Here is a 14,450-nt window from a genome sequence, read left to right as displayed (position 1 = left end):
CCCCCGACGACCCACTGATCGCGGACCGGCCAATTGCGTTGCCACTATATCTGGCTCGCGTCCGCTCTCCGGCCGCCGCTGTCCCGGTGTCGAGGGCGGCGTGAGTGGCGGTGGTCACCACGCGTAGAGCGTCCTAGGATACTAGTGGAACGGCTTCCCGGAGAGCGCCCGGAACGCGGGCCTCAGGCGGTGCGCGCCGGCGGATCCGACTCGGCGCCCGTCGTGGTGGTCGCCGCCTGGGCGAACGCCAGCAGGGCCAGCAGCAGCTCATGCTGCACCCGCGGGGGCATCCGGTCCAGCACCGCCTGCACCGCCCGGTGCCGGCGCTCCGTCAGCTCGCGCAGCAGGGCGTCCGCGGCCGCGGTCGGCACCAGCCGCACCTCCCGCCGGTCCCGCGGATCCGCCACCCGGCGCAGCAACCCCGTCGCCTCCAGCCGGTCGCAGAGCCGGCTCGCCGAGGACGGCACCACGTCGAGCAGCTCCGCCAGCCGGTTCACATTGACGTCCGACCGGCTGCTGACCAACGAGAGCACCCGCAGCTGGGTCGGTGAGACCGGCACGGTGTGGCGCGAGGCGGCGCCGTCCAGCACCCCGAGCAGCGCCTCCGCAGCAGCGTCGATCGCCTCGGCCAGATTCGGAGGTCGCTCCACCCGATGTCCCCTGCGATCGTCCTGCTCCCGTGCTGCCGCGCCGCCGGCTATCGCTGCCATCCGCCGTCGTGACCAGCGGAACCGCGCCAGTCCAGACAGACGACCACCGCGTCGTCGCGCAGGTCGACATCGGCATGGTAGGCGTGCAGTTCCCGCATCACCGTACCAACTGCCTCGGTCGCCGGTTGCAGCCGAGTCGACCGCATCGCGCGCGCCATCGCCCGGCCGCCGTATGCCTCCCGCCCCGCCGGCTCGGCGGCGTACACCCCGTCGCTGACCACGAAGAGCCGATCACCGGGCGCCACCTCGAACTCCTGCGCCGCGTACCGGATCTCGGCGAACATCCCCAGCGGCAACTGCTGCTCCAACTCGATCCGGTCGACCGCGCCGGCGCGCAGCCGCAACAGGTGCGGGGAGCCGGCGTCCACCGCCCGCGCCCGGCCGGTGCGGGTGTCCAGCTCCAGCAGCAACGTAGGCACGTGCCGGGCGCCGCGGTGCTGGTAGAAGATGGTGTCCGAGGCCAGTTCGGCCTGCTCCGTCAGGCTGCCGCCGGAGCGCCGGGCGTTGCGCATCGCGTTCACGCTGACCGCGGTCAGCAGGGACGCGGCCAGTCCGCTGCCCGCGCCGTTGAGGACGGTCACGGTCAGCCGGTCACCGTCCACCGACCAGTCGAAGTGGTCACCACCCACGGTGTACGCCGGTTCCAGCTGCCCGGCGAGCAGGAACGCCGCCTGCGCCACGCTGCGCCCGGGCAGCAGATCCCACTGCATCTCGGCGGCCATGGTGAGCCGCTCCCGGCGCCGCACCCGCCGGTACCGGTCGGTCTCCCGGTCCGCCGCCCGCAGCGCCACCGCCAGGTCCCCGGCGATGTCGGCCGCCCGCTCGACCGTGCCGGCGTCCGGCGTACGGTCGAGCTCGATCAGCATCACCCCGAGCCGCTCCCCCCACACCGTCAGCGGCAGGTAGAGCCGGCAGCGGCCCCGCTCGTCGGTGTCCGCCACCGGCTGCTGGCTGCTGAAGCAGCGCTGCGCCACGGTGTGGCAGGCCAGGAACCCGGCGTCGGGCAGCTCCGGGTCGAGCACCGGCCACAACCCGCTGATGCGGTAGTCGGCGATGAACACGTCCGTCCGCGACGCGTCCAGCGCGGACCGGACGGCGCGGTCGGCGGCCTCCACCAGCTGGTCGGGTGGAGCCTCGCGGAGAGCGCGCGACACCGGTCCGGGCGCGTGCGGCATGTCGTCCTCCGATTCTTGCATCAGAGCAAGCATCATACGAACCCCGGCTGCGGCCGCCCCACCCGGCGCACCCCGGGTGGCCTGCGCCGGTATCGCCCCGGTTGCCCCGCGCCGGCCGGAATACTGGCATCGGGCGTCCCACGGCCAGGAGGTGTGCGGTGAACTCGGCGAACGGCGCGGCCGTGGTGGTCGGGGTGGACGGGTCCGAGGAGGCACTGCGCGCCGTACGGCTGGCCGCCGCGGAGGCCGCCCGGCGCGCCCGGCCGCTGCGGGTGGTGCACGGTTTCATCTGGCCGCTGCTGCGGGTGTCGGTCGGACCGGCCGCCCAGGGACCGCCCGGCGGCGGGCTGCGCCACCGGGCCGAGGCCCTGGTCGAGGCGGCCGTGGCCGAGGCCGAGGCGGCGGCGCCAGGGCTGCGGGTGACCGGCGAGATCATCGACGGGGAGGCGTCGGCGGCGCTGCTCGGGGAGTCCCCCACCGCGGTCATGATCGTGCTCGGCAGCCGGGGTCTGGGCGGGTTCGCGGCCCTGGTGGTCGGCTCGGTGGCGATCCAGGTGGCCACGTACGCCGATTGTCCGGTGCTGGTGGCGCGCGGCGCGGACCGGACGGAAGGGCCGGTCGTGGTCGGGGTGGACGGCTCTGCGCTGTCCCGCGAGGCCGTCACCTTCGCGGCCGAGGAGGCCGCGCTGCGCGGCACCGCGCTGCACGCCGTGCACGCCTACCGGCACCCGGCCTCCAGCGGTCCCGGGGACATGCAGCCCCTGGTGTACGAGGAGAGCCAGCTGCGCGGCGAGGAGGACCGGGTGCTCGTCGAGGCGCTGGCCGGGCTGGCCGACCGGCACCCCGAGCTGTCGGTCAGCCGGGAGGCGACCCGGGGCCGGCCGGTGCGCGTGCTCGCCGAGGCGTCCCGGCGGGCGCAGTTGCTGGTCGTCGGCGGCCAGGGCCGGGGCGAGCTGAGCGGCCTGCTGCTCGGCTCGGTGAGCCAGGGGGCGCTGCACCACGCCGGCTGCCCGGTGGCGGTGGTGCGGGCGCCCGGCTGACCCGGGCCGTCCCGGCACGTTGCGCACCGACCAGAACGGGTAGACGCGGTGGGCACACCGCAACGGTGACGACGACCGGAGGAGGCAGCGATGCCAGGACCACGGCCGGGTAGCAACGCCTACGACAAGGAACGGGCGCGACTGCGGGACCTGATCGAGAATTCCGGCCGCGCGGCCGACCAGGAGGCGAACCAGGTCGCCAACCGGATCCTCCAGGAGGATCGGGGCCAGCGAGGGGTGGTCCGTGGGGAACGCACCTACGGCCCCAAGGGCGAACGCGAACCCGGCGACCCGAAGTGAGGGCGCGGCTTCTGGACGGTGCCGTCGCCGGCGCGGTCGGCAGCGTCGCCCTCGACGTGGTCAGCTACCTGGACATGGCGGTGCGGGCCCGGCCGGCGAGCAGCACGCCGCAGGCGAGCGCCGAGCGGCTGGCCGGGCTGGCGCACGTCGACCTGGGGTCCGAGGACCAGGCGGCCAACCGCCGCTCGGGCCTCGGGCCGCTGCTCGGGTACGGCCTGGGCGTCGCCGCGGGCGCCGCGTTCGCCGTGCTCGCCGGCCGCCGCCGGATCTCCACCCCGCTGGCCGTCGCGCTACTCGGCGGTGGGGTCATGGCGGCCTCGGACGGCTCGATGACAATGCTCGGGGTGACCGATCCGCGCAGCTGGCGACGCTCGGACTGGGTCGCCGACCTGGTGCCCCACCTGGCGTACGGCGTGGCGGCCGCAGCCACCTGGAACCGGCTGCGGCCGCCACGCTGAGCACCGCTCAGCCGTCGCTGTCGTCGTCGGCGGTGTCACCGGCCGGGCCGTACGGGGATGCCTGGCCCTTGGGGACCCGCCGGCCCCGGTCGCCGGTCGAGTGGCCGCCCTCCGGGTGGCCGGCCGGGCCGGGGCCCTTGCTGTCCTGGCTGGTCGCGCCCTTGTCGTTGCGGCGGAACTCCTCCTGCTGCGGTTGCATGACGGCGGTCTCCTCTCCCCGTGGGAGCACGCGGCGGATCCGCCACGCACCCGGTCGAGTTACCCGCCACCGGGGCCCGCATTCGGCCCCCGGCCACCGGGCTGATCGGCGCCAGGGCGGGTACTGCGTCGGCATGGGGGACGAACGCCGGGTGGCCCGGGCGCTGTTGACGCGGCAGGGCCGCACGTACGCCGAGGAGGCCGGGATCAGCCTCGCCGACCGACCGGCCCCGCTGTACCAGCTGCTGGTGCTGACCACGCTGCTGAGCACCCGGATCCGGGCCTCGGTGGCGGTGGCCGCCGCGCGGGAGCTGTTCGCCGCCGGCTGGCGCACCCCGCAGGGGATGGAGGGGGCGACCTGGCAGGAGCGGGTGGACGCGCTGGGCCGCGGGCACTACCGCCGCTACGACGAGCGGACCTCGACGATGCTCGGCACGGGGGCGCGGCTCTGCCTGGACCGCTGGCACGGCGACCTGCGCCGGTTGCATCGGGAGGCCGACGGCGAGCCGACCGTGCTGCGCCGGCTGCTGACCGGGTTCCCCGGGATCGGCCCCACCGGCGCGGACATCTTCCTGCGCGAGGTGCAGTCGGTGTGGCCGGACGTCCGCCCGTACGCCGACCGGCGGACGCTGGCCGGGGCGAGGCGGCTCGGCCTGCCGGCGAACCCGCGCGGCCTGGCCGGCCTGGTGCCCGACGGCGAATTCGGCCGGTTCGCCTCAGCCCTGGTCCGGGTGGCGCTCGGCGAGGAGTCGGCGGGCGAGGTGAACCGCGTCGCCGCCACGGCCCGCTGAGCTCAGTCGACCGGCTTGTTCCCGGGCTTGGTCAGGTGCCACACCAGCAGCGACACCAGCAGGGCGAGCACCACCACGCCGCCGGAGATCCCCCGCTCGTCGCTGCTGCGGCCGGTGACGGCGAAGTAGATCACCGCGAGGCCGGCGAGCACGGCCAGGACTTTCCGTATCCCTCGGTCCTTCACGTCCCGGACCGTACGGGCGCCCCCGGCGGGCCCGCCGGATTTTCGGCCCCCGTCACCCGACGGGGTGGCGTCAGTCGGCCTCCAGGTCGTCCAGCGAGACGGCGTGCGTCATCAGCCAGCGGGCCAGTGCCGCCATGCCGAACAGCCACAGCGGCGCCGACTCCGTCGGCCCGTTCGTGGCGAAGATGGCGAACCGCAGGTCCGGCGCCCGGTACGCCTCGATCCGCCAGCGGTGGTTCTTGTCCCGCCACACGGCCGAAGGGTCCATGGCGTCACGGTAGGTGATCCCCGGGCCGGCGCGGGCCGCTTGCGCGTGGCGAAACCGGCCGTGTCACCGGCGACCGGCCGGCCGCTCACGCCGGTGGGGCGGCGACGACCTCGCGGGCGTCGTCGGGCAGCCGGCGGGTGGCGCCCCGCCGGTCCAGCAGCTCCAGCAGCGGCACCGCCACCCGGCGGGTGGTGTCCAGGGCCTGCCGGGCGGCGCTGAGCGTGAACGGCTGCGGCAGCCGGCCCAGCACCCGCACCGCGTCGTCGACCGCCCCGGGCAGCAGCACCACGTTCTCGGCCAGCCGCAGCAACGCGCCGGCCCGGACCGCCGCGCCGATCTCCCGGGGCCCGAGGCCCAGGTCGGCCAGGCGCTCGGCCTCCGGCGCGCGGAACGGCCGGTCGCCGAACTCGGCGCGGACCCGGGCGACGGCCCGGGCCACCGGCTCGGGTAGCGCGTCCACCGCCGCGGCGGTGACCCGGCCGGAACGCAGCCGCAGCGGCGGGGCCAGCAGCGCCTCCACCAGGGCGCGGTCGGGCAGGTCGAGGCGGCGCCGGAGCACGTCCACCGGCGCGCCGGGCTCCAGCGGGTGCTCGCGGGCGTACCGGCTGACCTCCCCGGTGAGCCGGGCGGCGAGCCGCCGCCAGTGCCCCGGGTCGGCCAGCCAGTCACCGGCGACCGGTGGCATGCTCACCGGCACCCCCATCCGGGTCAGGTCGCCGGCCCGGACCAGCAGCCGGCGCCGCAGCTCCCCGGCCAGGTCGGGGCGGCCGTCCAGCTCGGCGAGGACCTTCGCCCGGGCGACGGCCGCGCCGCGCCGGGCCAGCGGCGGTGGGGCCACATCCAGCACGGTCACCCCGCCGGCGACGTGGTGCCGGCCGGGGTCGCGCAGCACCGCCCGGTCGCCGATGAGCAGCGGCAGCGGCCGGGCCAGGCGCAGCCGTACGGTGTCCGGGCCCAGCGGGCGGACCCGGGCCGCGACGGCGGCGGAGCCGACGTGCAGGGTCAGCGTGGCGGGCAGGTCGGCGGCCGGGTCACCGGCGAGCCGCACGTCGAGCAGGTCGGTGCGGTGGAACCGGCCGGGGGTGAGCAGCGCGTCCCCGCGGGCCAACCGGTCCCGGGACACCCCGCGCAGGTTCACCGCCACCCGGGCCACCGCGGCCACCTCGTTGCGGGCGCCGCCCAGGCAGTGCAGGCCGCGGACCCGGACCGGCTCGCCGGTGCCGGCCAGTTCCAGCTGGTCGCCGACGCGCAGCCGGCCACCGCCGAGGGTGCCGGTGACCACCGTGCCGCTGCCCCGGATGGTGAACGCCCGGTCCACCCAGAGCCGCACCGGCGCGTCCGGCGCCGGGTACGGCAGGCCGGCGACCAGCCGGTCCAGGGCGGTCCGCAGCTCGGGCAGACCGGCCCCGGTGACGCCGCTGACCGCCACCGCCGGCACCTCGCCGAGGGAGGTCGCGGCGATCTCCGCCCGGGCCTGGGCCAGCGCCGGTGCCGGGTCGGCCAGGTCGGCGCGGGTCACCGCCAGCAGCCCGTGCGAGACGCCCAGGGCGTGCAGCGCGGCCAGGTGCTCGGCGGACTGCGGCATCCAGCCCTCGTCCGCGGCGACCACCAGCATCGCGGCCGGCACGGGGCCGACCCCGGCGAGCATGTTCGGCACGAACCGCTCGTGCCCCGGCACGTCGACGAAGGCCACCGTGCCGCCGGAGGGCAGGTCGGTCCAGGCGAAGCCGAGGTCGATGGTCATGCCCCGGCGGCGTTCCTCCGCCCACCGGTCCGGTTCCATCCCGGTCAGCGCCCGGACCAGCGTCGACTTGCCGTGGTCGACGTGCCCGGCGGTGGCGACGACCCACACGGCTCAGCCCTCCCCCGGCGCCCGCAGCACCGCCGCCCGCAGCAGGTCGTCGGCGGCCGGCGGCACGCAGCGCAGGTCCAGCAGTAGCCGGCCGCGCACCACCCGGCCGAGCACCGGCGGCGTGCCGGCGCGCAGCGGTTCGGCGTACCGGGCGGGCAGGCTCAGCGCCCACGAGTCCAGCTCGACGCCGGGGGCGCCACCGCCGCCGACCACCGACGCGCACGGCGCCACGTCCGCCTTGCGGCCCTCGACGCCGAGCGCGTCGCGCAGCCGCTCGGCCCGCTCACGCAGCCCGGCGGGATCGGCGTGCAGGGCGGCCCGGGTGGGGGTGTCCGCGCCGTGCAGGGTGCCGGCCAGCGCGGCCAGGGTGAGCTTGTCCACCCGCAGCGCCCGCGCGAGGGGGTGCCGGCGCAGCCGTTCGACCAGCTCCGCGGTGCCGAGCAGCAGGCCGGCCTGGGGTCCGCCGAGCAGCTTGTCGCCGCTGGCGGTGACCAGGTGCGCGCCGGCGCGCAGCGTGCCGGCCGCGTCCGGCTCGGCCGGCAGCAGCGGGTCGGGGGCGAGCAGCCCGGAGCCGATGTCGGCCACCACGGGCACGCCGAGGGTGGCGAGCCGGCGTACCGGCACCGCCGAGGTGAAGCCGGTGACCAGGAAGTTCGACGGGTGCACCTTGAGTACGAACCCGGTGCGCGGGCCGATCGCCGCGGCGTAGTCGTCCAGGGTGGTGCGGTTGGTGGTGCCGACCTCGCGCAGCCGGGCGCCGGTGCTCTCGAGCAGGTCGGGCAGGCGGAACCCGTCGCCGATCTCGACCAGCTCCCCGCGGCTGACGACGATCTCCCGGTCGGCGGCGAGGGCGGTGGCGGCGAGGACCAGGGCGGCGGCGCCGTTGTTGACCACGTGCACCGCCCCGGCGTCCGGCACGGCGGCGGCGAGGGCGGCGAGCGCGTCCCGGCCGCGCCGGGCCCGGCGGCCGGTGACCAGGTCGAGTTCCACGTCGGTGTGCCCGGCGGCGGCCACCACCGCGTCGACGGCGGTGGCCGACAGGGCGGCCCGGCCGAGGTTGGTGTGCAGCACGACGCCGGTGGCGTTGAGCACCGCCCGGGGCGTACGCCGGGGCAGGGCGGCGACGGCGGCGTCGCGTACCTCCTCCGGGGTGATCTCGCCGCGCCGGGCGCGGTCCTGGGCCGTGGTGATCGCGGCCTTCACCCGGTCGCGGCCGAGCGTGGCCACGGCGGCGGCAAAGGCGGGGTCGGCGAGCAGCGTGTCGGTGCGCGGCACGCGCCGCCGAGGGTCGGCCGTGCCGTCGGGCATCGCGTCAACTCCACAGGTTGCTTGGCGGAGACGGACGGGAATCGAACCCGCCTGGCCCGGATTCCGGACCACACCGGTTTTGAAGACCGGGAGGGGCACCAGCCGCCCGAACGCCTCCACCCCGCACTTAACCACATGGGATCTCCGCCCGCTGCGGTGGGAGTCAGGACGCGGGCCTCTCCGGGTGCGAACGCCGCCGGTCGGCGCGCTCCCGCTGCGGCACGACCGTGTACTTCGGGTCCTTCGCCGAGGCGACGCCGCCGTGGAAGATGCCGAACCGGGTGCAGACCGACGCGGCGAGCAGCGCGCCGCCGGAGAGCACGGACAGCGCCCGGTTGCGCCGGCCGGCCAGCGCCCCGACCACACCGGCCACGGTGAGCGCCCGCCCGGCCCGCAGCAGCCGCCCGGCGCTGCCGACCGTGTAAGGCTCGCTGAGCAGGCCCAGCCGCTTCTCCACCCGGTGCGAACCCCACAGCTCCAGGGCCGCGCCGGCCACTGCGAGGCGGCGCGCCGGTCCGGCCTGCTCGACCGGCGCGGCGAGCAGGCCCACGCCGGCGCCGCTGGCCAGGGCGCTGCCCGCGAAGATGGCCGGCAGCTCCGGGTACGCCTCGTGCCAGGACGGCACGGCGGTGTCGGCCAGCAGCACCCCGGTGTACGTGGCCAGCGCCGGCGCGGTGGCGGCGGCGACCAGCCCGGCGGCGTGCCCGACCGGGGGCAGCAGGCGCCGGCCCACGCCGAGCACGCCCCGCTCGGGCAGCCACGGCGCGGCCTCGGCGATCGCGGCCACGCCGGCGGCCGGACCGAAGACGCTGAGCACCCAGGTGCCCACCGACATCGGGGAGGTCAGCTTCGCCACCCGCAGCATGTGGTGGAACCGGGACGGCATGCCCAGGTCCCGGATCAGGAAGACGGCGCTGGCGCTGACCGCCGCGAGGGAGCTGACCCGGCCGGCGCGGCGCAGCGCCGGCCGGTCGGTGAGCTGCCCGCCGGCGGCCACCAGCGCCGAGCCGGCGGCGAGGCCGCCGGTGAACAGGTACGCGGGGATGTCCCACGTCCACACCGGCGCCTTCAGGATGGGCCGCCCGTAGTAGGAGGTGAACTCGGCGGGCGGCACGTTGAGCTGCTCGCCACCGCCCCGACGTCGCCCACCGCCGCGCCGCCGCCCGGTCGGCGGGACGTCGCGGGGCGGCTGCGGCGCCAGGCCGGCCCCGGCCGCACCGGCGTCGGTGCGCGCCACGCCGGCTCCGCTGCCGGTCGCCCGGCTACCGCCGGCCCGGTCGGCCGCGGCGGCGCGCTCCTCGGCGGCCAGCCGCTCCCGGAACCGGCGGAACAGGGCACCGACCGGGGCGCGGTCCGGACTCACGAGGAACCTCCGACGAACGCGGCGACGGCGGCCGCCACCATGGCGAGTGCGGCCAGCCCGGCCCGCTTGTACATCTTCGGCAGGTCCCGGGTGGTGACCACCGGGTCCGGGGGCAGGCCGTACACCTCCGGCTCGTCGAGCAGCAGGAAGAACGCGCCGTCGCCGCCCACCCCGTCGGTCGGGTCGTGGCCGTACAACCGAGCCTCCGGCACGCCCCGCTCGTGCAGCGTGGCGACCCGCTGGGCGGCGCGTTCGCGCAGCTCGTCCAGCGGGCCGTACTGGATGGACTCGGTGGGGCAGGCCTGCGCGCACGCCGGGGTCTGCCCGGCGCCCAGCCGGTCGTAACAGAGCGTGCACTTCCACGCCCGGCCGTCCCCCTTGCGCTGGTCGATCACCCCGTACGGGCAGGCGGAGATGCAGTAGCCGCAGCCGTTGCAGATGTCCTCCTGCACCACGACGGTGCCGAACTCGGTACGGAACAGCGCGCCGGTCGGGCAGACGTCCAGGCAGGCCGCGTGGGTGCAGTGCTTGCACACGTCGGACATCATCAGCCAGCGGAAGTCGGCGCGCCCGTCCGCGCCGGTGCCCCGCCCGGGCGGCTGGGAGCCGGGCATGCCGAGGAACTGGCTGCCGTTCGCGCCACCCGGCGGCGGCGTGTCGTTCCCGCTGGTCGGCGCCGACGGCGGTGTGTCGTCACCGGTGGCCGGGGCGCCGGTCGGGCTGCCGGCGAACGGCGGGGTGCGGTGCCCGGCGGGCCGGGGCTGCTCGATGAACGCCACATGCCGCCACGAGTTGGCGGTCAGCGCGCCGGTGTTGTCGTAGGACATGCCCAGCAGGTCGAAGCCGGAGTCCGGGACGGCGTTCCACTCCTTGCAGGCCACCTCGCACGCCTTGCAGCCGATGCAGACGCTGGTGTCGGTGAAGAAGCCCATCCGGGGCCCGGCGTCGGCCCAGCCGGCGTCCGGCGCCGGGTCGAGGGGCCCGTACAGGCTGTTGGCGTCCGGGATCATCGTGGGTGCTCCCTCGGCCCGTCGTCGCTCGGCCCGGCCGGGTGGCGGACCTCGGCGGTGAGCTGCGGTGGCATCCCGTGGCCGGGCGGGATCCCGGCGCGGCGCCGGTAGTCGGCGACCAGGTCCCGCAACCCCGCCCCGGTCGGCCGACGGCCCGGGCGGATGTCGCAGGTGCCGACCTTGCTCTCCTGGATCAGCACGTTCGGGTCGAGGGTGATGCCGAACAGGTCGTTGGCGGAGTCGCCGGTGACCAGGCCCTCGAAGCCGAAGTGGTACGGCAGCCAGATCTGGTGGATCACCCGCCCGTCGACCCGCAACGGGGTCAGCCGGTCGGTCACCAGCACCTTCGCCTCGATCACCGCCCGGCCGCTGATCAGGTGCGCCCAGCCCAGGTGCGCCAGTCCCACCTCGGCGGCCAACTCCGGCGACACCTCGACGAACATCTCCGGTTGCAGCTCCGCCAGCGGCCGCACCGTCCGGCTCATGCCACCGGCGGTGTGGTGCTCGGTGAGCCGGCTGACCGTGAACACGTACGGGAAGACCTCGCTGTGCTGCTGAGGCGGGCTCGGGTTCACCGAGTTCACCGGGTGGTCGTACACCTTGCGGGTGGGGTTGGCCTGCTGCCCGTACAGCGGGTTGCGCATCGGCGACTCGGCCGGCTCGTAATGGGTCGGCAGCGGGCCGTCGAGAACGCCGCTCGGCGCGTACAGCCAGCCCTTCCCGTCGGCCTGCATGACGAACGGGTCGTCCCCGGCGAGGGCGGCCGAGCCGGAGGCGTCCGCCGCCGGCCGGTACCACGGCGGCTTGGTCTTCTCGAAGTCCGGCACGTCGTAGCCGGTCCACTCGCCCTTCTCCTCATCCCACCAGACGTACTTCTTCCGGCCACTCCACGGCCGGCCCTGCGGGTCGGCGGAGGCACGGTTGTAGAGAGTGCGCCGGTTCGCCGGCCAGGCCCAGCCCCACTCGGCGGCGACCCAGTCCTGCTCGTGCCGCGACTTGCGGCGGGCCGCCTGGTTGACGCCCTCGGCGTAGACCCCGGAGTAGATCCAGCAGCCCACCGCCGTCGAGCCGTCGTCCTTCGCCTCGGCGAACGACGCCAGCGGCCGGCCGGTGACCACGTCGTACCCGTTGATCTCGCGCAGCACCGCCTCCGCGCTGGGCTCGGCGTACCGGCCGTGCGTGGGGTAGTCCCAGGCCAGGTCGAGCAGCGCCCGGTCGCGGGGCTTGTCGGAGTTGGCCAGCTTCTCCCGCAGCTTGCGCCCCAGGTGGTAGAAGAACCACAGCTCGGAGCGGGCGTCACCCGGCGGGTCGACGGCCTTCTCCCGCCACTGGAGCAGCCGTTGGGTCTGGGTGAAGGTGCCCTCTTTCTCCACGTGCGAGGCGGCGGGCAGGAAGAACACCTCGGTCCGGCACTCCTGCGGGACGATCTCGCCGGTGGCCACCTCCGGCCCGTTCCGCCAGAACGTGGCGCTCTCGATCATGAACAGGTCCCGGACGACCAGCCAGTCGAGGTTGGCCATACCCAGCCGCTGGGCCCGGCCGTGCGCCGAGCCGACCGCCGGGTTCTGGCCGAGCAGGAAGTAGCCCTTGACCTTGCCGTCGATCATGTTCAGCACCTGCCGATAGGTGCCGTGGTCACCGGTCATCCGCGGCAGGTAGCCGTAGCAGAAGTCGTTCTCCGGCGTCGCCGCGTCCCCCCAGTACGCCTTGAGCAGGCTGGCCGCGTACGACCGGGCGTTGCCCCAGAAACCCTTCTGCCCCGGGTGGTGGATGCTGTCCACCCACTCGTCGAAGGTCGGGTGGTCGGCGTGGTGCGGCATCGGCAGGTAGCCGGGCAGCAGGTTGAACAGGGTCGGGATGTCGGTCGAGCCCTGGATGCTGGCATGCCCGCGCAGCGCCAGCACCCCGCCGCCGGGGCGACCCATGTTGCCCAGCAACAGCTGGATGATTGCGCCGGTGCGGATGTACTGCACGCCGACGGAGTGCTGGGTCCAGCCCACCGAGTAGATGAGCACGCCGGTGCGCTCCCGGCCGGAGTTCTGCGTCCAGGCGCGGGCCAGCTCCAGGAACTTCTCCTGCGGGATGCCGCACACCCGCTCCACCGTCTCCGGGGTGTAGCGGGCGAAGTGCCGCTTGAGGATCTGGTAGACGCAGCGCGGATGCTGCAACGTCTCGTCGCGCCGGGTCTTCCCGCTCACCGCGGCGCCGTGCGACTCGTACCGAAGGCCGGCCGCGGTCTCCCGTTCCTTGGCGGTGTGCCCGCTGCCGGACTCCTCCTCGTTCCCCTCGTACTGCCAGCTGTCCTGCACGTAGCTGCCGGTCTCGGGGTCGAAGCCGGAGAAGAAGCCGTCGCCGTCCTCTGCGTCGACGAACTTCTCGCTGATGATCGTGGCGGCGTTGGTGTACGCCAGCACGTACTCCCGGAAGTCGAGCTCGTGGGACAGGATGTAGTTGACCACGCCACCGAGCAGCGCGATGTCCGTACCGGCCCGGATCGGCAGGTAGGTGTCGGCGAGCGCGCTGGTCCGGGTGAACCGGGGGTCGACGTGGAAGATCTTGGCCCCGCGGCGCTTGGCCTCCATCACCCACTGGAAGCCCACCGGGTGGGCCTCGGCCATGTTCGAGCCCTGGATGACGATGACGTCAGCGTTGGCGACGTCCTGCTGGAAGTCCGTCGCACCACCGCGACCGAAGCTGGCCCCCAGACCGGGGACGGTGGCGGAGTGTCAAATGCGGGCCTGGTTCTCGATCTGGAGTGCCCCCATCGCCGTGAACAGCTTCTTGATGAGGTAGTTCTCCTCGTTGTCCAGCGTCGCCCCGCCCAGGCTGGAGATGCCCAGCGTACGGTTCAGCGGCCGGCCCTTGTCGTCGACGTCCTCCCAGGTCTCGTCGCGGGCGGCGAGGATCCGGTCGGCGATCATGTCGAGCGCGACGTCGAGGTCCAGGTCCTCCCACTCCGTGCCGTACGGCCGGCGGTAGCGGACCTTGGTCTGCCGCAGCGGGCTGGTGACCAGGCTCCTGCTGGCCGAGCCCTTCGGGCAGAGCCGGCCCCGGGAGATCGGACTGTCCGGGTCGCCCTCGATCTGGCTGACCTTGCCGTCTTTGACGAACACCCGCTGCCCGCAGCCCACCGCGCAGTACGGGCAGACCGAGCGGGCCATGCTGTCGGCGGTCTCGGTGCGCGCGGTGAGCGCGGCACTGTGGCCCGACTGGGCGGCGGCCCCGCGACCGAGCGGGTCGGTCCCGGTGAGTTGCCGGTAGACCGGCCAACCTTCGATGAAGGTACGCAGCCCCATACCGGACACCTCCTCCGCACCGCCGAAAGCTGACCTTCTTGAAGATAGGACAGGGTTCACGGGTCCGCGAGCTGAGAGACGATCATTTTCCGGCGGATGCAGTTCCGCCCCCGACCAGGGGCCGGGGGCGGAACGGGCGTCGGTGTGCAGGTCGCCTCTCGGCGAGTGGCACGACGCGGCTCCAGCCGAACGGTATTCCGCGAAGGCAATTTAGGTGAGGCCCGGGGACACTGGACACACCGACACCTCACTCAACCTACCGCGGTCCCCCGTTGTTCCACTCTGCGCGTGACCGCGGCCACTCCCGTCACGCCGAAGGCCGGCACCCGTGTTCGGGGTGCCGGCCGGTGTTGTTGGCTCAGCTGTTCCAGTGCTGGTTGACCAGGTCGGTGGCCTGCTGTTCCCACTGTGCGTACGCGTCCGGGTAGGCGGACACCTGCACGGTCTGGGCGGCCTTGGTCAGCGGCATGTCCTGCCAACCGTCGACCTGCTTCAG

General features: G+C 75.0%; 14 protein-coding genes and 1 tRNA gene. 4 read left to right on the top strand and 11 right to left on the bottom strand.

Annotated features, from left to right (window positions below):
- Window positions 1–182: 182 nt before the first annotated feature.
- Together AB0H57_RS17815 and AB0H57_RS17810 are read right to left on the bottom strand one after the other, a co-directional pair.
- The gene (locus tag AB0H57_RS17815; protein ID WP_357507653.1) at window positions 183–650 is read right to left on the bottom strand and encodes a MarR family transcriptional regulator; all 468 of its coding nucleotides are present in this window, start codon (window positions 648–650) and stop codon (window positions 183–185) included.
- Between the two features lie 47 nt (window positions 651–697).
- On the bottom strand, window positions 698–1,885 hold the full coding sequence (locus tag AB0H57_RS17810) for a PP2C family protein-serine/threonine phosphatase (protein ID WP_357507791.1): 1,188 nt from the start codon (window positions 1,883–1,885) through the stop codon (window positions 698–700).
- 158 nt (window positions 1,886–2,043) lie between these two features.
- Between AB0H57_RS17810 and AB0H57_RS17805 the strand changes: the two genes are divergently transcribed.
- The 3 genes from AB0H57_RS17805 (at window position 2,044) to AB0H57_RS17795 (ending at window position 3,683) form a co-directional block, all read left to right on the top strand.
- Window positions 2,044–2,925, top strand: coding sequence for a universal stress protein (locus AB0H57_RS17805; RefSeq protein WP_357507651.1), 882 nt, complete (start codon window positions 2,044–2,046; stop codon window positions 2,923–2,925).
- Between the two features lie 90 nt (window positions 2,926–3,015).
- Complete coding sequence (locus AB0H57_RS17800) at window positions 3,016–3,225, top strand: phosphatidylethanolamine-binding protein (RefSeq protein ID WP_091609202.1); 210 nt, start codon at window positions 3,016–3,018, stop codon at window positions 3,223–3,225.
- On the top strand, window positions 3,222–3,683 hold the full coding sequence (locus AB0H57_RS17795; protein ID WP_357507649.1) for a hypothetical protein: 462 nt from the start codon (window positions 3,222–3,224) through the stop codon (window positions 3,681–3,683). Before AB0H57_RS17800 ends, AB0H57_RS17795 begins: the two co-directional genes overlap by 4 nt.
- A gap of 7 nt (window positions 3,684–3,690) precedes the next feature.
- Here the strand turns inward: AB0H57_RS17795 and AB0H57_RS17790 are convergent, their stop codons facing one another.
- A complete protein-coding gene (locus tag AB0H57_RS17790) occupies window positions 3,691–3,882 on the bottom strand; it encodes a hypothetical protein (protein WP_357507647.1) in 192 nt (63 codons plus the stop codon).
- 133 nt (window positions 3,883–4,015) lie between these two features.
- Between AB0H57_RS17790 and AB0H57_RS17785 the strand changes: the two genes are divergently transcribed.
- A complete protein-coding gene (locus AB0H57_RS17785; protein ID WP_357507645.1) occupies window positions 4,016–4,672 on the top strand; it encodes a hypothetical protein in 657 nt (218 codons plus the stop codon).
- A gap of 2 nt (window positions 4,673–4,674) precedes the next feature.
- On the opposite strand, the gene AB0H57_RS17780 is transcribed toward AB0H57_RS17785, so the two are convergent.
- The 8 genes from AB0H57_RS17780 to fdh form a co-directional block, all read right to left on the bottom strand.
- Entirely contained in the window at window positions 4,675–4,857 is a 183-nt protein-coding gene (locus AB0H57_RS17780; RefSeq protein ID WP_357507797.1) for a hypothetical protein, read from the bottom strand.
- Window positions 4,858–4,927: 70 nt separating this feature from the next.
- Entirely contained in the window at window positions 4,928–5,125 is a 198-nt protein-coding gene (locus tag AB0H57_RS17775) for a hypothetical protein (RefSeq protein ID WP_357507643.1), read from the bottom strand.
- An 85-nt stretch (window positions 5,126–5,210) separates the two neighbouring features.
- Window positions 5,211–6,977, bottom strand: a complete 1,767-nt coding sequence (selB, locus tag AB0H57_RS17770; protein ID WP_357507641.1) for a selenocysteine-specific translation elongation factor — start codon at window positions 6,975–6,977, stop codon at window positions 5,211–5,213.
- A 3-nt stretch (window positions 6,978–6,980) separates the two neighbouring features.
- On the bottom strand, window positions 6,981–8,285 hold the full coding sequence (selA, locus tag AB0H57_RS17765; RefSeq protein ID WP_357507639.1) for an L-seryl-tRNA(Sec) selenium transferase: 1,305 nt from the start codon (window positions 8,283–8,285) through the stop codon (window positions 6,981–6,983).
- 22 nt (window positions 8,286–8,307) lie between these two features.
- Window positions 8,308–8,403 (bottom strand) — tRNA-Sec (locus AB0H57_RS17760).
- Window positions 8,404–8,448: 45 nt separating this feature from the next.
- On the bottom strand, window positions 8,449–9,648 hold the full coding sequence (nrfD, locus tag AB0H57_RS17755; RefSeq protein WP_357507637.1) for an NrfD/PsrC family molybdoenzyme membrane anchor subunit: 1,200 nt from the start codon (window positions 9,646–9,648) through the stop codon (window positions 8,449–8,451).
- The gene (locus AB0H57_RS17750; protein ID WP_357507789.1) at window positions 9,645–10,655 is read right to left on the bottom strand and encodes a 4Fe-4S dicluster domain-containing protein; all 1,011 of its coding nucleotides are present in this window, start codon (window positions 10,653–10,655) and stop codon (window positions 9,645–9,647) included. The genes nrfD and AB0H57_RS17750 overlap by 4 nt, the downstream gene beginning before the upstream one ends.
- Window positions 10,655–13,954, bottom strand: coding sequence for a formate dehydrogenase (gene fdh, locus AB0H57_RS17745; RefSeq protein WP_357507635.1), 3,300 nt, complete (start codon window positions 13,952–13,954; stop codon window positions 10,655–10,657). The genes AB0H57_RS17750 and fdh overlap by 1 nt, the downstream gene beginning before the upstream one ends.
- Between the last annotated feature and the right edge of the window lie 496 nt (window positions 13,955–14,450).

The organism is Micromonospora sp. NPDC050686 (assembly GCF_040654475.1).
In the GTDB taxonomy this organism is placed as follows: domain Bacteria; phylum Actinomycetota; class Actinomycetes; order Mycobacteriales; family Micromonosporaceae; genus Micromonospora.
This window is presented reverse-complemented; position numbering and strand designations above follow the sequence as displayed.